This is a genomic window from Xanthobacter sp. NM-25 (genome assembly GCF_022138605.1).
Classification (GTDB): Bacteria; Pseudomonadota; Alphaproteobacteria; order Rhizobiales; family Xanthobacteraceae; genus Xanthobacter.
The window spans coordinates 143,201-166,910 of the sequence record NZ_JACBFS010000008.1 but is presented as its reverse complement, the minus strand read 5'-3'; the positions used below and the strand labels follow the sequence as shown (position 1 = coordinate 166,910).

24 protein-coding genes are annotated in these 23,710 nt (G+C 67.0%); 13 read left to right on the top strand and 11 right to left on the bottom strand.

Annotated features, from left to right (window positions below; genetic code table 11):
- Window positions 1-110: 110 nt before the first annotated feature.
- Both MEU52_RS20020 and MEU52_RS20015 read left to right on the top strand, forming a co-directional pair.
- Window positions 111-1,901: an acyl-CoA dehydrogenase C-terminal domain-containing protein gene (locus MEU52_RS20020; RefSeq protein WP_238122887.1), complete on the top strand. Its 1,791-nt coding sequence runs from the start codon at window positions 111-113 to the stop codon at window positions 1,899-1,901.
- Window positions 1,902-1,959: 58 nt separating this feature from the next.
- Entirely contained in the window at window positions 1,960-2,271 is a 312-nt protein-coding gene (locus tag MEU52_RS20015; RefSeq protein ID WP_238122888.1) for an SCP2 sterol-binding domain-containing protein, read from the top strand.
- 82 nt (window positions 2,272-2,353) lie between these two features.
- On the opposite strand, the gene MEU52_RS20010 is transcribed toward MEU52_RS20015, so the two are convergent.
- Window positions 2,354-4,402, bottom strand: coding sequence for an acyltransferase family protein (locus tag MEU52_RS20010; RefSeq protein ID WP_238122889.1), 2,049 nt, complete (start codon window positions 4,400-4,402; stop codon window positions 2,354-2,356).
- A gap of 195 nt (window positions 4,403-4,597) precedes the next feature.
- Window positions 4,598-4,834 (bottom strand): Lrp/AsnC ligand binding domain-containing protein, encoded by a 237-nt coding sequence (locus MEU52_RS20005; protein ID WP_238122890.1) that lies wholly within the window; start codon window positions 4,832-4,834, stop codon window positions 4,598-4,600.
- Between the two features lie 137 nt (window positions 4,835-4,971).
- Between MEU52_RS20005 and thiD the strand changes: the two genes are divergently transcribed.
- Entirely contained in the window at window positions 4,972-5,787 is an 816-nt protein-coding gene (gene thiD / locus MEU52_RS20000) for a bifunctional hydroxymethylpyrimidine kinase/phosphomethylpyrimidine kinase (protein ID WP_238122891.1), read from the top strand.
- A 111-nt stretch (window positions 5,788-5,898) separates the two neighbouring features.
- The gene (locus tag MEU52_RS19995) at window positions 5,899-6,513 is read left to right on the top strand and encodes a helix-turn-helix domain-containing protein (protein WP_238122892.1); all 615 of its coding nucleotides are present in this window, start codon (window positions 5,899-5,901) and stop codon (window positions 6,511-6,513) included.
- A gap of 10 nt (window positions 6,514-6,523) precedes the next feature.
- Here MEU52_RS19995 and MEU52_RS19990 read toward each other — a convergent pair whose 3' ends face one another.
- Complete coding sequence (locus MEU52_RS19990; protein WP_238122893.1) at window positions 6,524-6,964, bottom strand: DUF1489 family protein; 441 nt, start codon at window positions 6,962-6,964, stop codon at window positions 6,524-6,526.
- Between the two features lie 198 nt (window positions 6,965-7,162).
- Window positions 7,163-7,288, bottom strand: coding sequence for a hypothetical protein (locus MEU52_RS21870; protein WP_273546340.1), 126 nt, complete (start codon window positions 7,286-7,288; stop codon window positions 7,163-7,165).
- 270 nt (window positions 7,289-7,558) lie between these two features.
- Here MEU52_RS21870 and MEU52_RS19985 point away from each other — a divergent pair, with 270 nt between their 5' ends.
- The gene (locus MEU52_RS19985; protein ID WP_238122894.1) at window positions 7,559-7,873 is read left to right on the top strand and encodes a DUF3253 domain-containing protein; all 315 of its coding nucleotides are present in this window, start codon (window positions 7,559-7,561) and stop codon (window positions 7,871-7,873) included.
- A gap of 3 nt (window positions 7,874-7,876) precedes the next feature.
- Here MEU52_RS19985 and MEU52_RS19980 read toward each other — a convergent pair whose 3' ends face one another.
- From MEU52_RS19980 to MEU52_RS19955, 6 genes are all read right to left on the bottom strand, one after another.
- A complete protein-coding gene (locus MEU52_RS19980) occupies window positions 7,877-8,680 on the bottom strand; it encodes a YdcF family protein (RefSeq protein WP_238122895.1) in 804 nt (267 codons plus the stop codon).
- 109 nt (window positions 8,681-8,789) lie between these two features.
- Entirely contained in the window at window positions 8,790-9,962 is a 1,173-nt protein-coding gene (locus tag MEU52_RS19975) for an isovaleryl-CoA dehydrogenase (protein WP_238122896.1), read from the bottom strand.
- Window positions 9,963-10,088: 126 nt separating this feature from the next.
- Entirely contained in the window at window positions 10,089-11,240 is a 1,152-nt protein-coding gene (tgt, locus tag MEU52_RS19970) for a tRNA guanosine(34) transglycosylase Tgt (RefSeq protein ID WP_238122897.1), read from the bottom strand.
- Window positions 11,237-12,310: a tRNA preQ1(34) S-adenosylmethionine ribosyltransferase-isomerase QueA gene (gene queA, locus MEU52_RS19965; protein ID WP_238122898.1), complete on the bottom strand. Its 1,074-nt coding sequence runs from the start codon at window positions 12,308-12,310 to the stop codon at window positions 11,237-11,239. The genes tgt and queA overlap by 4 nt, the downstream gene beginning before the upstream one ends.
- A 70-nt stretch (window positions 12,311-12,380) precedes the next feature.
- Window positions 12,381-12,983, bottom strand: a complete 603-nt coding sequence (locus MEU52_RS19960; RefSeq protein WP_238122899.1) for an exopolysaccharide biosynthesis protein — start codon at window positions 12,981-12,983, stop codon at window positions 12,381-12,383.
- Window positions 12,984-13,271: 288 nt separating this feature from the next.
- Window positions 13,272-13,577, bottom strand: a complete 306-nt coding sequence (locus MEU52_RS19955) for an usg protein (RefSeq protein WP_238122900.1) — start codon at window positions 13,575-13,577, stop codon at window positions 13,272-13,274.
- 419 nt (window positions 13,578-13,996) lie between these two features.
- On the opposite strand from MEU52_RS19955, the gene groES reads away from it, so the two are divergent.
- The 7 genes from groES (at window position 13,997) to rpmG (ending at window position 21,818) form a co-directional block, all read left to right on the top strand.
- Window positions 13,997-14,311, top strand: coding sequence for a co-chaperone GroES (gene groES / locus MEU52_RS19950; RefSeq protein ID WP_238123141.1), 315 nt, complete (start codon window positions 13,997-13,999; stop codon window positions 14,309-14,311).
- 61 nt (window positions 14,312-14,372) lie between these two features.
- Window positions 14,373-16,004, top strand: coding sequence for a chaperonin GroEL (gene groL / locus MEU52_RS19945; protein WP_238122901.1), 1,632 nt, complete (start codon window positions 14,373-14,375; stop codon window positions 16,002-16,004).
- 757 nt (window positions 16,005-16,761) lie between these two features.
- The gene (rnr, locus tag MEU52_RS19940; RefSeq protein ID WP_238123142.1) at window positions 16,762-19,068 is read left to right on the top strand and encodes a ribonuclease R; all 2,307 of its coding nucleotides are present in this window, start codon (window positions 16,762-16,764) and stop codon (window positions 19,066-19,068) included.
- A gap of 7 nt (window positions 19,069-19,075) precedes the next feature.
- Entirely contained in the window at window positions 19,076-19,573 is a 498-nt protein-coding gene (locus MEU52_RS19935) for a DUF983 domain-containing protein (protein ID WP_238122902.1), read from the top strand.
- A gap of 1 nt (window position 19,574) precedes the next feature.
- A complete protein-coding gene (locus MEU52_RS19930) occupies window positions 19,575-20,309 on the top strand; it encodes an NUDIX hydrolase (RefSeq protein ID WP_238122903.1) in 735 nt (244 codons plus the stop codon).
- A gap of 47 nt (window positions 20,310-20,356) precedes the next feature.
- Complete coding sequence (locus tag MEU52_RS19925) at window positions 20,357-21,517, top strand: MFS transporter (protein ID WP_238122904.1); 1,161 nt, start codon at window positions 20,357-20,359, stop codon at window positions 21,515-21,517.
- A gap of 133 nt (window positions 21,518-21,650) precedes the next feature.
- Window positions 21,651-21,818 (top strand): 50S ribosomal protein L33, encoded by a 168-nt coding sequence (gene rpmG / locus MEU52_RS19920; protein ID WP_238122905.1) that lies wholly within the window; start codon window positions 21,651-21,653, stop codon window positions 21,816-21,818.
- 100 nt (window positions 21,819-21,918) lie between these two features.
- Here rpmG and MEU52_RS19915 read toward each other — a convergent pair whose 3' ends face one another.
- Window positions 21,919-22,290: a gamma-butyrobetaine hydroxylase-like domain-containing protein gene (locus MEU52_RS19915; protein ID WP_238122906.1), complete on the bottom strand. Its 372-nt coding sequence runs from the start codon at window positions 22,288-22,290 to the stop codon at window positions 21,919-21,921.
- A 216-nt stretch (window positions 22,291-22,506) separates the two neighbouring features.
- On the opposite strand from MEU52_RS19915, the gene moaA reads away from it, so the two are divergent.
- A complete protein-coding gene (moaA, locus tag MEU52_RS19910; protein WP_238125025.1) occupies window positions 22,507-23,541 on the top strand; it encodes a GTP 3',8-cyclase MoaA in 1,035 nt (344 codons plus the stop codon).
- Window positions 23,542-23,710 lie beyond the last annotated feature (169 nt).

Here is a 23,710-nt window from a genome sequence, read left to right as displayed (position 1 = left end):
GAACACGCCCTCTCCCCGCGTGGGAGAGGGCCCAAGAGATGAGCCACCGCGCGGCCGGCCACGGGCCAGGCAGACGCGCGCAGAGATCAAGATATTCGGGAGCCAACGCCATGCAGGTCTACACGCCACCGCTCCGGGACATGCGCTTCGTGCTGCACGAATTGCACGGCAGCGACGCCCTCGCCGCCCTGGACGGGTTCGAGGAGGTGACGCCCGATCTCATCGATGCGGTGCTGGACGAAGCCGGCAAGCTCGTCACCGAGGTGCTCGCCCCCCTCAACCAGAGCGCCGACCAGGAAGGGTGCGCCTACGAAAACGGCGTGGTGCGCACCCCCGCCGGCTTCAAGGCCGCCTATGCCACCTTCATCGAGGGCGGCTGGAACGGCATCGCCTGTGATCCGAAATACGGCGGCCAGGGGCTGCCGGCTTCGGTGAACAAGCTGGTGGAAGAGATGCTGTGCTCGGGCAATCTCGCCTTTGGCATCTGCCCCGGCCTCACCCACGGCGCCTATCAGGCGCTGAAGGCCTATGCCTCCGAGGAGCTGAAGGACCGCTTCCTGCCCAAGATGGTGGCGGGCACATGGTCCGGCTCCATGTGCCTCACCGAGCCCCAGTGCGGCACCGATCTTGGCCTCGTGCGCACCCGCGCCGTGCCGCAGGCGGATGGCAGCTACAAGATCACCGGCAACAAGATCTTCATTTCCGCCGGCGAGCAGGACCTGACCGAGAACATCATCCACCTGGTGCTGGCGCGCCTGCCGGATGCGCCCAAGGGCATCAAGGGCATCTCCCTGTTCCTGGTGCCCAAGTTCCTGCCCAAGGACGACGGCAGCGTCGGCGCCCGCAACGGGGTGCTGTGCACCGGCATCGAGCACAAGATGGGCATCCACGGCTCATCCACCTGCCAGATGTCGTTCGATGACGCCACCGGCTGGCTGGTGGGCGAGCCCCACAAGGGCATGCGCGCCATGTTCGCCATGATGAACTCGGAGCGCCTCTCGGTGGGCACCCAGGGCCTCGGCCTCGGCGAGGCGGCTTATCAGGGCGCCGTCGCCTATGCCAAGGAGCGGCTGCAGGGCCGCGCCCTCTCCGGCCCCAAGCACCCGGACAAGCCCGCCGATCCCATCATCGTGCACCCGGATGTGCGACGCACCCTGATGACCATCCGCGCCTATAACGAAGGCTGCCGGGCGCTGGGCGGCTGGGTGGCCCGGGCGCTGGACGTGATGGAGCACAGCGCCGACCCGGAAGAACGCCGGCAGGCGGAGGACTTCACCGCCCTCATGACCCCCATCGTCAAGGCGCTGTTCACCGATCTCGGCTTTGAGAACAGCTCCCGGGCCATGCAGGTCTATGGCGGCCACGGCTACATCCGCGACCACGGCATGGAGCAATATGTGCGCGATGCCCGCATCGCCATGATCTATGAGGGCACCAACGGGGTGCAGGCGCTGGACCTGGTGGGCCGCAAGCTGCCGGCGCACATGGGGCGCTACCTGCGCTCCTTCTTCCATCCGGTGCTGGCCTATATGGATGCCAAGCTGGACGACGAGAACCTCGCCCCGCTCATCGGCCCGCTGAGCAAGGCGTTCGGCGCGCTGCAGCTCGCCACCGCCCATATCGCGGAAAAGGGCCTCAAGGACCCGGAAGAGGCCGGCGCCGCCGCCACCGAATATCTGCGCCTGTTCGGTCTCGTGGCCCTCGGCTACATGTGGGTGCGCATGGCCGATGTGGCCTGGCAGAAGAAGCCCACCGCCAACGGTGAGGCGGCCTTCTACGATGCCAAGATCACCACCGCCCGCTTCTATATGGAGAAGCTCCTGCCCGAGGTGGCGGCCCTGTGGGGCTCCATCAAGGCCGGCAAGGCGGCCATGATGGCCCTCGAAGAAGCCCAGTTCTGATCCCCGCTGCCCGGGTCACGCGGCCCGGGCCGGCCCTGTCCACGAAAAGAGACCGAACATGGCGGACATCCCCACCCTCATCGAGGCCATGCAGGAGCGGGCCGAGAGCCTCTCGACCCTGGGCTACAAGGTACGCTTCGACCTGACCGACGCGGGTGAAAGCATCCTGCTGGACGCCACCTCCGGCGCTGCCGACCTCAGCCAAGGCGCTGGCGAGGCGGATGCGGTGCTGAAGCTCTCCAGCGATACCCTGGAGAAGCTGGTGCGCGGCCGCATCGGCCCCATGCTGGCCTTCTCCACCGGACGCTTGAAGGTGGAAGGCTCGCAGGGCGTCGCCCTCAAGCTGGCGAGCCTTCTCAACGGCGATTGAGATCGCGGACCCCACTCCGCCCGAAAATGAAAAGGCCGCGGCAGATGCCGCGGCCTTTTCATTTGGTCGCCGGTGCGGCGGCTCAATGCAGGCTGGCGCTGGCCTTATCGCCGGTGCCGAGCAGCTGGCGCAGCAGCTTCTGCATGGCCTCGCTCTTCACCGCATGCCGCGCGCCCAGGGGCGAGAGGTGGTTGTCGTCCACGTAATAGAAGTCGTCGCCATCGGCGGCGATGCACTTCTCGTCGTTGCAAAACACGTCGGAGAGCAGGAATACCGAGGCGCCGGGATGGTTGGCGGCCGCCTGCGTCAGCGTCGCGTTGGCCGGCCCCACCGACAGCATGGCCCGCGCCCGGCCGACCACCGTGCACGACTGGGACTCCTCGCCCTTCTCTTCCCGCTTGATCACGCATTGGTTGGGAGACTGGGCGAATTCCGGGGTCTGGCCCACCAGCAGCACCTTGATGCCCATCTTGGTGAGTTCCTCCACGGTGCGATCCACCGTGTGGTTGAACACCCGGGTGCTGTTCTGGCGCGAGCGCACCTCGCCATCGGGCAGATCATCGCTGACCAGCCAGAACGACTCGCCGGAATTCACCGTCCACAAGGACCAGCGGCCCACCAGCACCACCACCTTGGGGTGGATCTTGCGGATCTCGTCCATGACCGCATTGTTGAAATCGGTGCACAGATGGCCGGGATGCAGCTTGCGCAGAGGCCGGCCGCCGATCAGCGGCGGGCAGCCCGGCATGGTCTGCAGGCGCGCGGTGTAGCCCATTTCCGAAATGGCCTGGCCGAGCCCCCGGAAGGCGGCGCCGGCATGGGAATCGCCCCACACCACCACGTCATACCGGCCCTTGGCCGCGTCGGGACCGATGGCGCAATCGGAAATGCGGCTCATCTTGTCCGGCGACCAGCTCTTGGGAGAGGCGTTGCAGAGGTTGCGGCCGTTGGCACGGGCCGTGGCAATGGCCTCTTCGGCTGCCGCCGCGCGCGGCGAGATGGCGCGCAGACCGCCGCCGACATAGTCGATGACCTTCACCGCGCCGAAGGTGGCCAGAATGGCGAGGGCGCCGGCGCCAATCCGCGCCCAGCGCACGCCGCGCAAGATGGTGGCGCGGCGCAGCGGCGTCTCGATATATTTGAGAGAGAGGCCGGAGATCACCCCCGACAGCAGGATCACGCCACCCGCCTGCCAATAGGTCAGGTGGCTGCCCTTGAAATCGGCGCCCAGCACCAGCAGCGGCCAGTGCCAAAGATAAAGCGAATAGGAGATACGCCCCACATAAACGAACCACGGATGGCTGAGCACCCGCGTGACGGCCCCTTCCGGCGCCTGCTTGCCGGCATAGATGAGGGCGGCCGCCCCCAGCACCGGCGGCAGCGCGGCGAGGCCCGGAAATGCCGTGTCGCGGCTGTAGAGGAACACCGGTGCCATGATGGCGACCACACCGGCAAGGCCGATCCAGCCCGCCACCCGAGCCGACACGCGCGGCCAGGCGACCAGCGCCAGAAGGCTGCCCACGAACAGTTCCCAGGCACGGCTGGTGAGGAAGAAGAAGGCTTCCGAGGGCGCCTCGCGCACCGCCCACTGGGCATAGACCAGCGAGGCGATGGTGAGCGCCGCGATCACCCCGGCGGCCACGGTGCGCTTGCCGTAGCGCAGCAGCACGAACAGGGTGACCGGGAACAGGATGTAATACTGTTCCTCCACCGCCAGCGACCACAGGTGCAGCAGCGGCACCTCGTCGGCGCGCGGGCCGAAATAGTCGAGCACGCTCTCGAAATGGATGTTGGCGAAGAACAGGGCCGATGGCACCAGCGATTGCGCATAGGCCAGCATCTGCCGCGGGGTCAGCACCACTGCCGCCAGCAGCGTCACCACGGCGAGCATGGTGAAGAGCGCGGGGAAGATGCGCCGCACCCGGTGGTCGTAGAAGTCCACCAGCGAGAAGCGATGGGCGGACACGTCCCGGTAGAGGATGGAGGTGATCAGAAAGCCGGAGATGACGAAGAAAACGTCCACCCCGACAAAGCCGCCGGTGAAGCCTGGAATATGGCCATGGAAAAGAACCACGCTACCGACAGCGATGGCCCGCAAGCCATCAATATCGGCCCTATAGGCCAAACTCATACCGTGCCCTCTGCTCTCGCGCGCCGCCCACGGCGCGAGTTCTCGCTGATGGGCACATAACGCGGGACGGGCTCCTCCGCAAATCACGTCCCGCCTAGGGGCTGTAATGCGGGTGCAGACGTCACATCCAGGCAACACAGCCGCGGCGCGGACATTTCAAGGCGCGAACCGCCCCGGCAAGCAGCGGCCGCGGGTTCAAAAGGCCTTGAAGGTGATGATCGTACGGGTGTCCTGGATGCCGGGAATGGTCTGCACCTTCTGATTCACGAACTGGCCGATGTCGACGCCCGGCTCCACATAGAACTTCACCAGCAGGTCGAAATCACCGGCGGTGGAATAGACCTCCGAGGCGATCTCCGCATCGGCGATGGCGTCCGCCACCTCGTACGACCGACCGAGCTGACATTTGATCTGAACGAAAAACGGGATCACGGCTCACTCCGCAGGAACTGCGCCGCCAAGGTGGACAAAAGCCGGCCGCGGCGCAAGCACGGTGACCGTGCCGTTCACCGCCCGGCAGGGATGCGCTAAGACAGGTCCCGTTTCGAGCCAGCCATAAGGAACCGGCCTTGCCCTCTCGCCCGCCGCCCATCGCCCTCACCATTGCCGGGTCTGATTCCAGCGGCGGCGCCGGCATCCAGGCGGATCTCAAGACCTTTTCGGCGCTCGGCGTCTATGGCGCCAGCGTTATCGCCGCCCTGACGGCGCAGAACACCCAGGGTGTCACCGCCATTCACGATGTGCCCGACGCCTTCATCACCGCCCAGATGGACGCGGTGTTCGCCGACCTGAAGGTGGCGGCGGTGAAGATCGGCATGCTCTCCCGTCCCGGCGCCATCCGGGCCGTCGCGGCGGGGCTCGTGCGCCACGCGCCACCGGCGGTGGTGCTGGATCCGGTGATGGTGGCCGCGTCCGGCGCACGCCTGCTCAGCGACGACGCCCTCTCCACCCTGCGAGAGGAACTGCTGCCGCTGGCCGACGTCATCACGCCCAACCTGCCGGAGGCCGCCACCCTGCTCGGCACCGACCCCGCCGCCGACGAAGCCCAGATGGAGGACCAGGGCCGCCGCCTGATCGCGCTCGGTGCCAAGGCGGTGCTGATGAAGGGGGGCCATGGCAGCGGCAGCGAAAGTGTGGATCTGCTGGTGACGCCCGAAGACACCACGCGCTTTGCGGCGCCGCGTCACGCCACCCGCAACACCCACGGCACCGGCTGCACCCTCTCATCCGCCATCGCCGCCGGTCTCGCCGGCGGCACCGACCTGCCGACCGCCATCGCCCGCGCCAAGTCCTATATCACCGGCGCCATCGCCGCCGCCGACACCCTCGAAGTCGGCTCCGGGCACGGCCCCGTGCACCATTTCTTCGCCCTCTGGAGACAGTGACGCGATTTCTCTGTGCTTCCGGTGCAATGACGCGCGCAGCCCTTGCCGCCAGCGGATTAGACGCTATCGTCCGGGATTGCGAACGTTTGTTCGGAGGAAAGGATCGCGCGCATGGCAGTGAGAGAGCGGGGGAGCGGCACGCTCGAAACCGGAGCGCAGGCGATCACCGGCCAGCTGGGCAAGACCATCCAGCGGCTGCGCAAGGCCTATAATCTGTCGCTTTCGGATCTCGCCGAGCAGTCCGGCGTGGCCAAGTCCATCATCAGCCAGATCGAGCGCAACGAGACCAACCCGACGCTCGCCACCGTGTGGCGCCTGTCGCAGGCCCTCGACATGTCCGTGGAGCGGGTGCTCGCCTCCAGCGATGATGCGCCGTTCGTGGAAAAGCTCACCCGCGCCGACACCCCCATGCTGGTGTCCGAGGACGGGCTGTGCCGCCTGTCCATCATCGGCTGGATCAAGACTGTCGAGTGGCTGCAATATTATGACTTCCAGGCCGAACCCGGCGGCGAGCTCGATTCCGATGGCCACCAGCGCGGCTCGGTGGAATGCCTCACGGTAGTGTCGGGCAGCCTGGAGGTCGAGGTCGGCGGCGTGATCGAGACGGTGAAGGAAGGCGAAACCGTGCGCTACCGCTGCGATCGGCGCCACATCATCCGCAATCGCGGGCCGGGCCCGGCCCATGCTTTCATGGTCTGCCTGCTCAAGGCGGCGGTGCTGGACTGAAAGACCGCCGCTAAAGCAGGCCCAGCTGCTCCAGCTCCCGGCGCATCTCCTCCGGCATGTCCGGTGCCACTTCTTCCCGGCCGGCGCCCAGGTCCTGGGGCGCCTCGGTGGCTTTCAGATAGCGCCAGCCCTGGAACGGCCGCGAGGGACGCGGGCGCACCGCCACCACGTCTGGATCAAGCACCAGCGCGCAGCGGCGGATGCCTTCGCCATCGGTGAACGGGCGAATATCGAGCAGGCGCTGGCGGGCCGCCAGCTCACCGCGAATGACCCAATAGAGCGAGCCGCCGTCCAGCAGCTCATCCTTGCGATTGGGCACCATGCGGGTGACGTGCTGCTGCTCGAACGCCCGACCGGCGCGCGCGGCCATGGCCTGCTGCTCGCCGATCCAGGCCCGCAGATCATCAATCGACGTGGCGCCGACACAAAGCTTGAGAAGATGGAGAGTCATTGGAGAGGGCCGCAAGGGAGAAGGCCAAACGTCATGGTCCCTCTTAGGGCGCCACCGCGGCGAACGAAAGGCGGGGCCTGCTTCGCCGCAGTGCCTGTGCGCAAGATCTCTGTGCAATCGCGCCGGGCCGAAGGAGGCCCGGCTGCGTGACGTTTCAGAACCGAGCGCGGCAGGCTCGCCGCGGCCCGGCAGGGGTGGTCAATTCGCCAGCAGCGCGGCGGTCTGGAAACCGCCGAAGAGATAGACCACCACGACACCTACGACGAAAACGGTGAGCGCGGTGCGCGCAACACCCCAGCAAGAGCGAGCTTCAGTGATGTGCATGATGCGATTCAGGGGCTCTTCTTCCTCAAAGGCGCGGCCCAGGCGTAGGGGCGAGGCACCGCAACACCTCTGCCCTTAGGATTTTCTCAACCCCAAAACAAGGGGTGTCATGAAGCGTCACATTCCACCCTTAATGCAGCCACATTCGCCGAGAGCCCGAGTCGGCGGGCGTAACATTCTGTTACGAAATGTTTTTCGGCAGGATCGCATCCACAGACCGATGTGCTGCGGCGCATTATCAAATTTTCCGTTTTCCCCTACTAAGGGGCCATGACCAGCCATCACTCCGGCGCCACGAGCGCTGATTCCCACCCTTCGGCCGTCCCCGGCCTTGATCCTGAAGCCGTCGAGCGCGCCATCCTGGCGCTAGCGGGGGCCTGCGGCCCGGGCAGAACCATCGCGCCCATGGATGTGGCCTTGGCGGTGCTGCCGGGCGAGCAGTGGCAGCGCGCCCTGCCCCAGGTGCGCCGCAGCGCGCTGGCTCTGGTGGCCCGTGGCGAGCTGCTGATCTATCGCAAGGGCAAGGTCATCGACCCGTCCGAGCTGCGCGGCGTCTATCGGCTGGGCCTGCCGCACAACGAATAAGGCTCACGGCCCTGGGAAAAGGGTCCGGGTCTTGCCGCTGAGGTAATAGGCGACGAGGCCCACCCATTCCTTCACCCCCACGTCGGTGAAATCGAGCCCGCTGGCGGCGCGGGAAAAGGTATCGTCCAGAGCGTCGGGCCCGACAGTGCGGTAGTCCACCGGATAAGCCACCACCGGAAAGCCCACCGCGCGAAAGCAGCCCATGGCGCGTGGCATGTGAAAGGCGCTGGTCACCAGCAACCAGCGCTCACCCGGCTTCGGCTTCACCAGCTCAGCGGCAAAGGCCGCGTTCTCGGCGGTGTTGCGGGAGAGCTCCTCGAACTCGACCCGCTCCGGCGCGATGCCCAGCACGTTGAGGCTCTGCCGCATCATGGCGGCTTCCTTGCCCCTGCCATCGGGGAACAGGGCGCCGCTGCCGCCAACGAACACCAGACGCGCCTGCGGATAGCGGCGGGCCAGATCGGCGAACGCGATCACCCGCTCGCCGGCCTCGGAAAAGGCGGGCTGGCCGCGCGCCAATCCAATGTCCGGCAGCTCGGCGCCGCCCAGCAGCAGCACCCCGGTAATCGGCTGGCCGTCATCATGAAACTGGGGAAAGCGTTCCTCCAGGGGCGACATGATGAAGTTGGCCACGGGCGAGAAGCCGAACACCAGCAGGCCCAGCGTCGCCAGAAGCAGCAGCCCGCGCCCCACCCGTCTGAGGCCGACGAGAATCAGCAGCAGCGACAGCACCACCGCCAGCACCAGCGCATTGGAAGGCGCTGCAAGGAACCACAGGGTCTTCGACAAGGTGAAAAACGAATCCATGCCCGCGCCCCCGCCGCCCCGAGGCCGATCCCCGAACGCGCGACACGGAGGCTAACGGAGCGTCCGGCCCTTTAGAAGACCGGACGCTGGCGGCATGGCGCCCGGCCCCTCAGGCCGTCTTCTCGTACAGCTGGCGGCCGATGAGCATGCGGCGGATCTCGCTGGTGCCGGCGCCGATCTCGTAGAGCTTGGCGTCGCGCAGCAGCCGGCCGGTGGGATAATCATTGATATAGCCGTTGCCGCCCAGGGTCTGGATGGCTTCCAGCGCCATCCAGGTGGCCTTTTCGGCGGCATAGAGAATGGCGCCGGCCGCGTCCTCGCGGGTGGTGGCGCCGCGGTCGCAGGCCTTGGCCACCGCATAGACGTAGGCGCGGGTGGCGTTCATGGTCACATACATGTCGGCGATCTTGCCCTGCATCAGCTGGAAGGTGCCGATAGGCGCACCGAACTGCTTGCGCTCGTGGACATAGGGCATCACCACATCCATGCAGGCCTGCATGATGCCAATGGGGCCGGCGGCGAGCACCGCGCGTTCATAGTCGAGGCCGCTCATGAGCACGTTGACGCCCTTGCCCACGGCGCCGAGCACGTTCTCTTCCGGCACTTCGCAATCCTCGAACACCAGCTCGCCGGTGTCGGAACCGCGCATGCCGAGCTTGTCCAGCTTCTGGGCGGTGGAGAAGCCCTTGAAGCCCTTTTCGACGATGAACGCCGTCATGCCGCGGGTGCCCGCAGCCGGGTCGGTCTTGGCATAGACCACCAGGGTCTCGGCGATGGGACCGTTGGTGATCCACATCTTCGAGCCGTTGAGAATGTAGCGGTCGCCCTTCTTCTCGGCCCGGGTGCGCATGGACACCACGTCCGAGCCGGCGCCGGGCTCCGACATGGCGAGCGCGCCCACGTGCTCGCCGGAGATGAGCTTGGGCAGATAGGTGCGCTTCTGCTCGGCCGAGCCGTTGCGGCGGATCTGGTTGATACAGAGGTTGGAATGGGCGCCATAGGACAGGCCCACGGACGCGGAGGCGCGGGAGATCTCCTCCACCGCGATCACGTGCTCCAGATAGCCGAGGCCCGAGCCGCCATATTCCTCCTCCACCGTGATGCCATGCAGGCCGAGCGCGCCAAGCTTGGGCCACAGGTCCCGCGGGAACTGGTTGGTGCGGTCGATCTCGGCGGCGCGGGGGGCGATCTCCGCATCGGAGAAGGCCCGCACGGTGTCGCGCAGCATGTCGGCGGTTTCGCCGAGATCGAAATCGAATCCGGCGGGACTGTTCGGCAGCATCGGTTTCCTCCCTCGCCTCCCCCTTGTTCTTCCGCGTTTGGCGGTGGGAAGCGCAACTAGAATAAAACGGTTGTCCGTTTATTCAATGGGAGAAACGTTGGAGCACGCCGGCACAACCTGCGGAGCCTATCCCTCCCAGGCCGGCAGGTCGCCCCTGGCCCAGCCGTCCTTCACCCCGGCCACATAATCGTCATAGCGGCCGTCGGCGATGGCGGCGCGGGCGCCGGCCATGAGGTGCTGGTAATAATGGGTGTTGGCCCACGACAGCAGCATGGAGCCGAGCATTTCCTCGCTGCGCACCAGATGGTGGAGATAGGCGCGGGAGTAATCCCGCAGCGCCGGGCAGTCGCTCTCCTCGTCCAGGGGGCGCGGGTCCTCGGCGTGGCGGGCGTTCTTGAGGTTGATGCGGCCGAAGCGCGTGAATGCCAATGCGTGGCGGCCGGAGCGGGTGGGCATCACGCAATCGAACATGTCGATGCCGCGCTTCACCGCTTCCAGAAGGTCGTCCGGCGTGCCCACCCCCATGAGATAGCGGGGCTTGGTGATGGGCAGGTGCGGCTCCACCGTCTCGATCATGGCCAGCATCACATCCTGCGGCTCGCCCACGGCAAGGCCACCGATGGAATAGCCGGGGAAGTCCATCGCCGCGAGCTCGCAGGCGGATTCCACCCGCAGCTGCGGCACCGCCCCGCCCTGCACGATGCCAAACAAAGCGCGGCCCTTGGGCTGCGCCTCGAACGCGCGCTTCGAGCGTTCCGCCCAGCGCAGCGAGAGCCGCATGGCCCGCGCCGCCTCCTCGTCCGAACACGGCAGGCGCACGCATTCGTCGAGTTGCATCTGAATGTCGGCCCCCAGCAGCCCCTGGATCTCCACCGAGCGCTCGGGGCTCATGTGATAGGTGGCGCCATCCACGTGGGAGCGGAAGCTCACCCCCTCCTCGCTCATCTTCCGAAGACCGGACAAAGACATGACCTGGAAGCCGCCGGAATCGGTGAGGATCGGCCCGCCCCAGCCCATGAAGCGGTGCAGGCCGCCGAGCTTCGCCACCCGTTCCGCGCCGGGCCGCAGCATCAGGTGATAGGTGTTGGCCAGCACCACCTCCGCCCCGGTCGCGCGCACCTGGTTGAAATAGAGCCCCTTCACCGTCGCCACCGTGCCCACCGGCATGAAGGCAGGAGTGTGGATGGCCCCGCGCGGCGTCAGCACGAAGCCGGTGCGGGCCGCGCCATCAGTGGCGGTGAGCGAGAAGGAGAAGCTATCGGTGGGCGTATAGGTCATGGGGCCGCTTTTGGCAGAAGCAGGCAGGCATCGCCATAGGAATAGAAGCGGTATCCCGTCTCGATGGCATGGGCATAAGCCCGCTTCTGCACCTCGTGCCCCACCACCGCCGCCACCAGCATCACCAGGGTGGAGCGCGGCAGGTGAAAGTTGGTCACCATGGCGTCCACCGCCCGCAGCCGATAGCCGGGAGTGATGAAGATGTCGGTTTCGCCGATGAACGGACGCACCACCCCATTCTCGTCGGCCGCGCTTTCCACCAGCCGCGTGGGCGTGGACCCCACCGTCACGATGCGCCCACCGCGCGCCCGTGCCGCGTTGAGCGTGGCGGCCGTTTCCGGAGAAACCTCGCCCCATTCCGCATGCATGCGGTGGTCCTTTGTCTCCTCCACCTTCACCGGCAGGAAGGTGCCCGGCCCCACATGCAGGGTCACCGTCACCACCTCCACCCCGCGGGCCTTCACCGCCGCCATCAGCGCCGGGGTGAAATGCAGGCTGGCGGTGGGTGCCGCCACCGAGCCATCCACCCGCGCGAACAGGGTCTGGTAGTCGCTGCGGTCGTGCTCGTCCTCCGCCCGGCGGGCAGCGATATAGGGGGGAATGGGCATGTGCCCCACCCCGGCCACCGCCACATCCAGCGCCGTGCCGGACACAGCAAAGCCGAGGTCCACCTCGCCCTCCCGCTTGTCGAGCACCGTGGCATCCAGGGTGGAGCCGTCACGGCCGATGAAATGGATCACGTCCCCCGGGCGCAGACGCTTGGCGGGCTTGGCGAAGGCGGTCCAGCTGGCAGCATCCCGCCGCTTGACCAACGTCGCCTCGATCTGAACCGTGCTGCCGTCGGGACGACTGCGGGTGCCGGCGAGCGCCGCGGGGATGACCCGGGTGTCGTTCACCACCAGCACATCACCGGCATTGAGGAAGGACGGCAGATCGCCCACCCGCGCGTCGCTCAGCTCGGGCGCGCCCCCGGGGCGCACCACCAGCAGGCGCGCGGCTTCCCGCGGTTCCGCCGGCCTCAGAGCAATCCGCTCAGGCGGCAGATCGAAATCGAAGGCATCAACACGCATGGTTCAGGGACAGACACGGCAAGGCCGGGGGCCCGCGCGATCCGCGCGGAACTGCCCGGCGGGAAAGGGATCAGAAGATGGCGATGGCGCCCTGCCAGATGGCCCAGCTCATGAGGCCGGTGATGACGAGGCCGAGCACGGTGGCACCGAAGCCGGCCAGGATCACCAGCCCGTCGCGTTCCACCAGCCCCAGCCCGAACACGCACACCGCGAAGCCCGGGGGCAGATTGCCGAGGAAGGGAATGGGCAGCAGCAGAATGAAGCCCAGCAGCACCACCGTCGCTCCCACCACGCGGCGCGCGGTCGGTCCCGCGAACGCTTCGTAACGCGGCCGGGAGAAGGACTCGAACCGCTCGATATAAGGCCGCGAGCGGTTGACGATGGTCTCCAGCATCGAGCGGGAGAAGGTGCGCTTGGCGATCTTCTCCGGCAGCCACAGCTCCTGCCGGCCCATGGCCATCTGCAGGCCGATGAGGCCGAGGATGATGCCGCAGATGACCGGAATGCCCGGCGGCATGGGGATGCAGTTGGGAATGCCGAAGATGAGGAACAGGATGCCGAAGGCGCGGTTGCGCAGCGCATTCACCAGATCGCCGATCGCGACCTTCTCCCCCTCCTGCGCGGACAATACCGCGGCGAGCAGTTCCGATGTTCTGGGGGCTCGGTGATCCAATGCTGCCTCTTTGACGGCGCCGGGAAGGGGCGACGTGTTCCGCTGGGTCGCGCCCTACTTAGCACCGAGAAAGCGGCGGTGTGAGGGCATTGTGGGCGACCCGCCGCCACACCCCTCCGCCACACCCTTGGCAGCCGCATGGATATAGGAAGATCACGGGTCAGCGTGCGCGCCCAACCCCCGCCGGGCGCGCACGCTTCTCGCCGCACGCTCATTCTAAGACGAATAGCGCAGGAAGCGAGGTCCCATCGCCGGCATCCGCAACAGGCCGGCGGGCCCCGGCTCGCCCTAATGCAGCACGAACAGCCCGTCGACCGCACGCAGTTCCGCTGGCTTGATCAGGCCGCAATGGACCACGCGCACGGAATGCAGTGGCCCTTCAATCTCCCGCTGCCAGAATTCCAGGAAGCGGTTCAGCTCAGGAAATTTGGGGCACAGATCGTAGTCCTGCCAAAGGAAGGTCTGCAGCAGGACCGGATGATCGGGCATGCGGTAGAGAATTTCAGCAGTGGCGAGGCCATAGCCCTCCAGCTGCAGCCTGAAATCCTCGCTCACGCCACCTTGCTCCAAACGGGATGCAACCTGGGATGCCATCGGCAAGACCTCCGTTCGCAACGTCGCCTGAATGCGGGCTTCGGGCCGGTCCGGTGCGCGGGGCAGCGAACCTTGGGAAGCCTGCCGATCCAGTGTCGGCTCACAAGCTTGCGCGAGCCAAGGTCAAAGAATGGTTTCCTTCTGCAAAAACAAGGTGCTAGCAGCGATAAGCCGGGACTGCTGACAAGCCAGCGTCACCACAGCCCTGAACCCACCGCCCGATGTCCGGCAACAGGTCAGCCTCGTTAACCCATTTGCAGCGCAGCATTTTTGTCGGAATTAGCACTCACTTATAAAGAGTGCCAAAAAAGTGCATCGTCCCCCTTGCGGCTGCGCTGGCGGGGCCCTAGATGCCCGCAGAGCCGGACGGATCCGGCTTCCGTGACTGTGAAATCAGCAACCAACTGGAGGTTTCCCCCATGGGTTTCCGCCCTCTGCACGACCGCGTTGTGGTCAAGCGCATCGAAGCCGAGCAGAAGTCCGCCGGCGGGATCATCATTCCCGACACGGCCAAGGAAAAGCCCCAGCAGGGTGAAGTCGTTGCCGTGGGCCCCGGCGCCCGCAACGAGAAGGGCGAACTGGTCGCCCTCGACGTCAAGGCCGGCGACGTGGTGCTGTTCGGCAAGTGGTCGGGCACCGAAGTGAAGATCGACGGCCAGGATCTGCTCATCATGAAGGAGAGCGACATCCTCGGCGTGATCGAAGGCGCGGCCGGCGCCAAGCAGGCGGCCTGAGCGCGGCGCCTCACCTCACCGAAACCTGGAACATTCGTCCCAAGCTGAAGGAGCACGGCACATGGCTGCCAAGGACGTGAAATTCTCCGTCGATGCGCGTGACAAGGTCCTGCGCGGCGTCGATATCCTCGCCAACGCCGTCAAGGTGACCCTCGGCCCCAAGGGCCGCAACGTGGTCATCGAGAAAGCGTTCGGCGCCCCCCGCATCACCAAGGACGGCGTCTCCGTCGCCAAGGAGATCGAGCTGGAGGACCGCTTCGAGAACCTCGGCGCCCAGCTGGTGCGTGAAGTCGCCTCGAAGACCAATGACCTGGCCGGCGACGGCACCACCACCGCCACCGTGCTGGCCCAGGCCATCGTCAAGGAAGGCGCCAAGGCGGTGGCCGCTGGCATGAACCCGATGGATCTGAAGCGCGGCATCGATGTCGCCGTGGATGCCATCATCAAGGACCTGGCGGCCAAGTCCAAGGCCGTGACCTCCAACGAGGAGATCGCCCAGGTCGGCACCATCTCCGCCAACGGCGACGAGGAAGTCGGCAAGTTCCTGGCGGAAGCCATGAAGAAGGTCGGCAACGAAGGCGTCATCACCGTCGAGGAAGCCAAGTCCTTCGAGACCGAGCTCGACGTGGTCGAGGGCATGCAGTTCGACCGCGGTTATCTCTCCCCCTATTTCGTCACCAACGCCGAGAAGATGCGCGTTGAGTTCGAGGATCCCTACATCCTCATCAACGAGAAGAAGCTGACCGGCCTGCAGGAGCTGCTGCCGGTGCTCGAGGCCGTGGTGCAGTCGGGCAAGCCGCTGCTGATCATCGCCGAGGACGTGGAAGGCGAGGCGCTGGCCACCCTGGTGGTCAACAAGCTGCGCGGCGGCCTCAAGGTCGCGGCGGTGAAGGCCCCGGGCTTCGGCGATCGCCGCAAGGCCATGCTGGAGGATATCGCCATCCTCACCGGCGGCACCGTGATTTCCGAGGATGTGGGCATCAAGCTCGACAGCGTGAACCTTTCCATGCTCGGCCGCGCCAAGAAGGTGGTGATCGAGAAGGAGAACACCACCATCGTCGACGGCGCCGGCGAAAAGTCCGACATCGAGGCCCGCGTGGCCCAGATCCGCGCCCAGATCGAGGCCACCACCTCCGACTATGACCGCGAGAAGGCCCAGGAGCGTCTCGCCAAGCTCGCCGGCGGCGTGGCCGTGGTGCGCGTCGGTGGCGCCACCGAGGTGGAAGTCAAGGAGAAGAAGGACCGCGTGGACGACGCCCTGCATGCCACCCGCGCCGCGGTGGAAGAAGGCGTGCTGCCCGGCGGCGGCGTGGCCCTGCTGCGCTCGGTGAAGGTGCTGGACGGCCTGAAGGTCGACCATGCCGACCAGAAGACCGGCATTGAGATCGTCCGCAAGGCGGTCCAGGCGCCTGCCCGCCAGATCGCCCAGAACGCCGGCGACGACGGCTCGCTGGTGGTCGGCAAGGTGCTGGAGAACGACGACTACGCCTTCGGCTACAACGCGCAGACCGGGCAGTTCGTGGACATGGTGAAGGCCGGCATCATCGACCCCACCAAGGTGGTGCGCACCGCCCTGCAGGACGCCGCCTCGGTGGCCGGCCTGCTCATCACCACCGAAGCCCTGGTGGCCGAGCTGCCGAAGAAGAATGCCCCCGCGGCCCCGGCCATGCCGGGCGGCGGCATGGACTTCTGAGGACAGCCCACGCCCTGGCGCCGCCCGGCGACTTCTTCGCAAAAACGCAAACCGAAAGGTTTGCTCGGGCGGCGGCATGGACTTCTGAGAACAGGCCACGCCCTGGCGCCGCCCGGCGACTTTTTCGCAAAACGCAAACCGAAAGGTTTGCTCGGGCGGCGGCATGGACTTCTGAGGACAGACCACGCTCTGACGCCACCCGGCGACTTCTTCGCAAAAACGCAAACCGAAAGGTTTGCTCGGGCGGCGGCATGGACTTCTGAGGACAGACCACGCCCTGACGCCGCCCGGCAACTTTTTCGCAAGAACGCAAACCGAAGGGTTTGCTCGGGCGGCGGCATGGACTTCTGAGGACAGACCACGCCCTGACGCCGCCCGGCGCATTCTCGCAAAACGCAAACCGTTAGGTTTGCTCGGGCGGCCAGGGTAGAGAAGACGACGTGAGCGGCCGGGCCTTGCGCCCGGCCGTTTGCATTTTACGACGCCCACCCACCCACGCGCTGTGCGGGTAGATCATCCGGTGAACCACCGGTGCGCGACACCACAACCTGAAACCATGCTGGCCCTGCGACCCGGTTCCGGGTAGCGTCGGGCAACCGCACGGAACCCGATCACCTTGGCCAAGCCTCCTTCAAAATCCGCCAGTTCCTCCCGCAAAGCGCCGCCGCGCACCAAGTCGCGCGCCAGCCGCAAGGCCGCTGCGGCCGGGCATGCCCACGCCGAAGCACTCATCGTGGCGCCCCGGGCCACGGGCGAGATGCCGTCCAAGAAGGAGGTGCTCGCCTTCATCGCCAGCCAGAGCGGCACCGTGGGCAAGCGGGAGATCGCCCGCGCGTTCGGCCTCTCGGCGGCGCAGAAGGTGGAATTGAAGGCGCTGCTGCGGGATCTCTCCGATGACGGCACCGTGGATCGCCGCCGCCGCAGGCTGCTCGTGCCCGGCGCCCTGCCCGGCGTGCTGGTGGCGGACATCGTGAGCCGGGACGGCGATGGCGAGCTGATCGCCGTGCCGGTGGAATGGGACGGCGAGGAGCAGGGCGAGGCGCCCCGCATCCTGGTGCAGACCCCCCGTCACGTCAGCCGCGCCCGCGGCCCGGCGCCCGGGCTCACGGACCGGGTGCTGCTGCGCATCGTCGACGGCACCGGCGAACCGGGCGTGCCGTTCACCGGCCGCGTCATCAAGGTGCTGGAGAAGGCCCGCAAGCAGACGCTGGGCATCTTCCACCCCCTGCCCCATGGTGGCGGGCGCATCGTGCCCATCGACAAGAAAGCCCATGGCCGCGAGTTGCAGGTGCCCCCAGGCGCCGAGCACGAGGCGGAGGATGGCGACCTCGTTTCCGTGGAGCTGATGCGCCAGCGGGTGTTCGGCCTGCCCACGGCGCGGGTGAAGGACCGGCTGGGCTCGCTCCGCAGCGAGAAGGCGGTGAGCCTCATCGCCCTGCATGCCCACAACATTCCCAATGTGTTTCCCGAAGCGGTGATCCAGGAGGCCGAGGCGGCCAAAAAGGTGACTCTGCGCGGCCGCGAGGACTGGCGCGCTTTGCCCCTGGTCACCATCGACCCGCCTGACGCCAAGGACCATGACGACGCGGTGCACGCGGCCACCGACGAAGACCCGGACAATGCGGGCGGCTTCATCGTCACCGTCGCCATCGCTGATGTCGCCGCTTATGTGCGCCCCGGCACGCCGCTGGACCGCGAGGCACTGATCCGCGGCAATTCGGTCTATTTCCCCGATCGGGTGGTGCCCATGCTGCCCGAGCGCATCTCCAACGATCTGTGCTCGCTGCGGCCGGATGTGGACCGGCCAGCTCTGGCGGTGCGCCTCGTCATCGGCAAGGACGGGCGCAAGCGGCGCCACACGTTCCACCGCATCATGATGCGCTCGGCCGGCAAGCTCGCCTATGCCCAGGCCCAGGCGGCCATGGATGGCACGCCGGACGATCTGACCGGCCCGCTGCTCGATCCCGTGTTGAAGCCGCTTTACGAGGCCTATGCGGCCGTGAAGCAGGCGCGCGACAATCGCCAGCCTTTGGAGCTGGACCTGCCGGAACGCAAGATCCTGCTGAAGCCCGACGGCACCGTCGACAAGGTGGTGGTGCCGCAGCGCCTCGACGCCCACAAGCTGATCGAGGAATTCATGATCCTCGCCAATGTGGCCGCCGCCGAGACCCTGGAAGACAAGCGCACCCCACTCATCTACCGGGTGCATGACGGCCCCTCGCTGGAGAAGCTCTCGGCGCTCAGGGACTTCCTGAAGACCCTCGACATCGCGCTGCCGAAGATCGACGCGGTGCGCCCGGCCCACCTCAACCGCATTCTGGCGCAGGTGGTGGGCACCGATGTGGCGCCGCTGGTCAATCAGGTGATCCTGCGCAGCCAGAGCCAGGCGGAATATGCCTCGGAGAATTACGGGCATTTCGGCCTGAACCTGCGCCGCTATGCGCACTTCACCTCGCCCATCCGCCGCTATGCCGATCTGGTGGTGCATCGCGGGCTAATCCGTGCCTTGAATGCCGGCGCGGATGGCCTGCCGGAGGAGGCGACACCGGAGAGCCTGGGCGAGATCGCCGCCGCCATTTCCGTCACCGAGCGCCGCGCCATGGCGGCGGAGCGGGAGACGGTGGATCGCCTCATCGCCCACCATCTGGCCGATCAGATCGGCGCCGAATTCCACGGCCGCGTCACCGGCGCCACCAAGGCCGGCCTGTTCGTGGCCCTCGACGACACCGGTGCCGACGGCTTCATTCCCGCCGCCACCCTGGGGGCGGACTATTACCGCTTCGACGAGGTGCGGCAGGCACTGGTGGGCGAGCGCACCGGCGAGATGCACCGCATCGGCGACCGGGTGGAGGTGCGGCTGGTGGAGGCGGCGCCGGTGGCCGGCGCACTTCGGTTTGAGCTTCTCTCCGAAGGCTCCTATGTAAAAGGTCCGCGTGGCCGGCCCGGGCCGCAGCGGCGTTCCTCGGGAACGAAAACCGCCCCCGGTCGCGCTCCCTCGCGGAGCGGGCCGCGGGGCGCAACGGGTGGGAGGAGCACCGGCGGCAGCCGGAAAGGAAAAGGATGACCCGTCCATGACCATGACGGAAACCGAGCGGGCGCTGCCACCCGCGACACCCGCCTCTCCGGCGGTGGACCGCCGCCCGCGCTCGGTGGCCGAGGCGCTCATGCGCGGCGGCCATTGCCGCTGCCCCGCCTGCGGCACCGGCGCACTGTTCGAGCGCTACCTGAAGGTGACGCCGTTCTGCGACCACTGCGGCGAGGCGCTCTACCACCAGCGGGCCGATGACGCGCCGCCGTATATGGTCATCCTGGTGGTGGGCCACATCGTTGTGCCACTGCTGGTGCTGGTGGAAGAGGTGTTCCGTCCGCCGGTCTGGGGGCACCTTGCCCTATGGCTGCCTTTGACCCTGGTGCTGAGCTTGGTTCTGCTGCCGCCGGTGAAGGCGATGCTGGTGAATCTGCAATGGGCGCTGCGCATGCATGGTTTTGATCCCAGCAGCCCGGAGCGCGAGGCGCCGCCTCCCGGCGCGCAGTCACCCGCTTCCGTTTCCCGTACTGCGATGCCCTGACATGACCGATTTCGCCACGCGCCTCACCAATGCCGAGCGTCGCCAGGATTGGCCGAACCAGCGCCCCAAGGATGCGGCGACCATCATTCTGCTGGATCGCAAGGGCAAGGAGCCCCGCGTTCTAATGGGACGGCGCCACCCCAACATGAAGTTTCTGCCCGGTGTCTACGTCTTTCCGGGCGGGCGTCTCGAGCGGTTCGACAAGACCATGCCGGTGTTCGGCGTGGTGGATCCGGACAGCGAGCGCCGACTGATGGCCGGGTTTCAGCGCCCCACCGTGGTGCGCGCGCGCGGCCTCGCGGCCGCCGCCATTCGCGAGCTCTATGAGGAAACCGGCCTCTTGCTGGGCACCAAGGACCTCGGCGCGCCAGAGGTGCCGTGCGACGACTGGAAGGCGTTCGCCGAACGGGGCATCTTCCCCAATCTGGAGGCGCTGACCTACGTGGCGCGGGCCATCACCCCGCCGCGGCGCCCCAAGCGTTTCGACACCCGCTTCTTCGCGGCCGATGCCAATGCGGTCTGCGACGAGGAGCCCGGCAAGGTGGGGGAGAATGCCGAGTTCATCGACCTGCGCTGGCTCACCTTCGATGAAACCAAGGCGCTGGAGCTGCCCACCGTGACCCGCGTGGTCATCGAGGAGCTCGCCGCCCGGATCGAAGCCGGCTTCCACAACCGCCTGCCGGTGCCGTCCTACGCCATGCGCAACGGACGCTTCCAACGTACCCTGCTTGATTGACCGGATTCCCCGACCCCATGCACGCTCCGCAGGAGCCGGCCATTGAGATGAGCCGGACCGCCTCCATTGCCGCCGCCATCTCCGCCATCGCGGTGGTGGGGGTGGGCATCAGCCTTTCGATTCCGCTGCTCGCCCTTGAGCTGGAAAGCCGAGGTGTCTCGCGCACCCTGATCGGCATCAACACCGCCGTGGCCGGCGTGGCGACGGTCGCCACCGCCCCCTTCGTGCCGCTGCTCGTGCGCCGGATGGGCGTACGGCTGCTGCTCACCTTGTCCATCGCCATCACCGCCGCCACCCTGCTGGCGTTCAAGGCGATTCCCTCGTTCCCCGTGTGGTTCCCGCTGCGCTTCGTGTTCGGCGCAACGCTGTGCATCCTGTTCGCGGTGAGCGAGTTCTGGATCAATGCGGTGGCGCCACCGGGACGGCGCGGCCTCATCATGGGCATCTATGCCACCGCCCTCTCCATCGGCGCGGCGCTCGGGCCCATCATCCTCAGTGTCACCGGCACAACCGGATGGCCGCCTTATGTGGCCGGCGCGGTGGTGCTGTGCCTGGGCGCCATCCCGATTCTTTTGGCCAACGGCATGGCACCGAAAATCCAGGATGGCGAACACCATGGGGTGATGGCCTTTCTGCGCAAATCGCCCACGGCCCTGCTGGCGGCCCTGGTGTTCGGCGCCATCGAGACCTCGGTGATGAGCTTCCTGCCGCTCTATGGCGTACGGCTGGGCCTGCCTGATTCCGGCGCCTCCCTGCTGCTCACCGTGGCGGTGCTCGGCAATGTGGCTTTCCAGATTCCCCTCGGCCTCGTCAGCGATCGGGTGGACCGGCGCCTGGTGCTGCTCACCTGCGCCACCGTCGGCGCCATCGGTGCCGGGGTGCTGCCGCTCATGTCGGTGGGCGGTTGGGATTTCCTCGTCACGGTGTTCATCGCCACCGGCATCGCCGGCTCGCTCTATACGGTGGGGCTCGCCCATCTGGGCGCGCGATTCCATGGGGCAGCGCTGGCCGCCGCCAATGCGGCGTTCGTGATGCTCTATTCGGTCGGCCTCATCATCGGCCCGCCGCTGGCCGGCGCCGGCATGGATGCCTACGACCCTTATGGTTTCGCTTACGTGATCGCCGCCATGCTGGGTGGCTATGCGGTGGTCGTCGCCATTCGTTATGGCGTCGCCCGCGCGGCGGGGGCAACTGCGGGCAGGCCTTGACATTCAAGGGCGGTTGAGAGAGTTTCCGCCCCCACGAGCCGCCTGTCCGGCAGCGCGTTCGACTTTCTTTTCGCCGTTGACCGGCAACGCCGTAACGGCCCGCGCGCCACAAGCGGCACCCAGGGATCAAGACATGGCCAAGGCTGCAACCATCAAGATCAAGCTCCTGTCCACCGCCGACACGGGCTCCTTCTACGTGACCAAGAAGAACTCCCGCACCAAGACCGACAAGATCGTGCTCAAGAAGTACGATCCGGTGGCGCGCAAGCACGTGGAATTCCGCGAGACGAAGATCAAGTGAGTCTGCGGCGGCGCACCTGCGCCGCGCGACTCTGATCGGCCAAGGGCGCCCCTCGGGCGCCCTTTTTGCTGTTCGCGGCAGGCCGCGCGCACGGGCGCCCTCAATCCCGCATGAGGCCCTGCTTCTCCAGCGCGCCCACATAGGCGGCGAGCATGGCCTCCTGCTCCCGGCCATAGCGGTACAGCAGCTCCCAGGGGTAGATGCCAGTGGCATGGCCATCGTCGAAGGTCAGGCGAATGGCGTAATTACCCACCATCTCCACCGTGGTGATGCGCACGGCGCGCTTGCCTGGCACGGTGATTTTCTCGCTCGGATTATGCCCCTGCACCTCCGCCGAGGGGCTTTCGACCCGCAGCAGCTCGGCCGGAATCGTGAAGGCGGCGCCATCGTCGAAGGCCAGCCGCAGGGTGCGCTTGTCCTCGCCCAGGCGGATCTCCGTGGGCCAGGCGGCCGGGGTCGTCTCCACGGTCATCGCATTGTCCTTTCCGGCCGCTGCGGCCGCTGCAGGAGGACGGCCACGCGAATGTGCGCCGCCCCACCTGTTCATCATTCCATGGCATACGATATAAGACCTCAAAGGTCGAAGTCCGCAGCGTCGGGGCGCTAGGCGCGTCTCTCGCGCGACGGATCGCGCATGATGCGGGATGGATGCGACGGAGTGGTTGCGGTGAGTGGCGCGTTACGGGATCTGATCGACCGGCCGAATGCGGCGGCCGCCCAGGCTGCCGGCCCCTTGGTAGACACCTTTGGGCGCGCCGTGAGCTATCTGCGCGTCTCGGTCACCGACCGCTGCGATTTCCGCTGCGTCTACTGCATGTCGGAGCACATGACCTTCCTGCCCAAGCCGGAGCTGCTGAGCCTGGAGGAGCTGGACCGCCTGTGCTCGGCCTTCGTCATGCGCGGGGTGCGCAAGCTGCGGTTCACGGGCGGCGAGCCGCTGGTGCGGCGGGATGTGATGACCCTGTTCCGCGCCCTCTCCCGGCACCTGGAGCGCGGGCGGCTGGACGAGGTGACCCTGACCACCAATGGCTCACAGCTCGCCCGCTATGCCGCCGACCTCGCCGCCTGCGGCGTGCGGCGCGTGAATGTCTCCCTGGATACGCTGAACGCCGCCAAGTTTCGCGCCGTGACCCGCTGGGGCGACCTGGACCGGGTGCTGGCCGGCATTGCCGCGGCCAAGGCGGCCGGTCTTCATGTGAAGATCAACGCGGTCGCCCTGAAGGGCGTGAACGCGCATGAGATCAGCAGCCTGATGGAATGGGCCCATGGCGAGGGGCATGACCTGTCGCTCATCGAGGTGATGCCGCTGGGCGACACCGGCGAGGATCGCCTGGATCAATATGTGCCGCTCACCACGGTGCGGGCCGAGCTCGCCGAGCGCTATACCCTCACGGAGAGCAGCCACCGCACCGGGGGCCCGGCGCGCTATGTGGACGTGAAGGAGACTGGCGGCCGGCTGGGCTTCATCACCCCGCTCACCCATAATTTCTGCGAGGGCTGCAATCGGGTGCGCGTGACCTGCACCGGCACCTTGTTCATGTGTCTCGGCCAGGAAGACGCGGCCGACCTGCGCGCCCCGCTGCGGGCCTCCACCGACGATGCTTTGCTGCACGCGGCCATCGACGCCGCGATTCTGCGCAAGCCCAAGGGCCACGATTTCGTCATCGACCGCACCCATCGCCAGCCGGCCCTGCAGCGGCACATGAGCGCCACCGGCGGCTGAGCCGGCCGGCCAATTGCGGCGAAGACGTGGCATGGGCATGCGCGCCATGCACGTCCGCGCCCCCAGGGCCTCGAATTCGGCACGGCGAAGCCGCGGGCGAATAAGCTAAATCTTACCAAACGACAGCTATCCCTGTGCAGACGGCCCGGCGCCGCCTGGGGTTCATGGC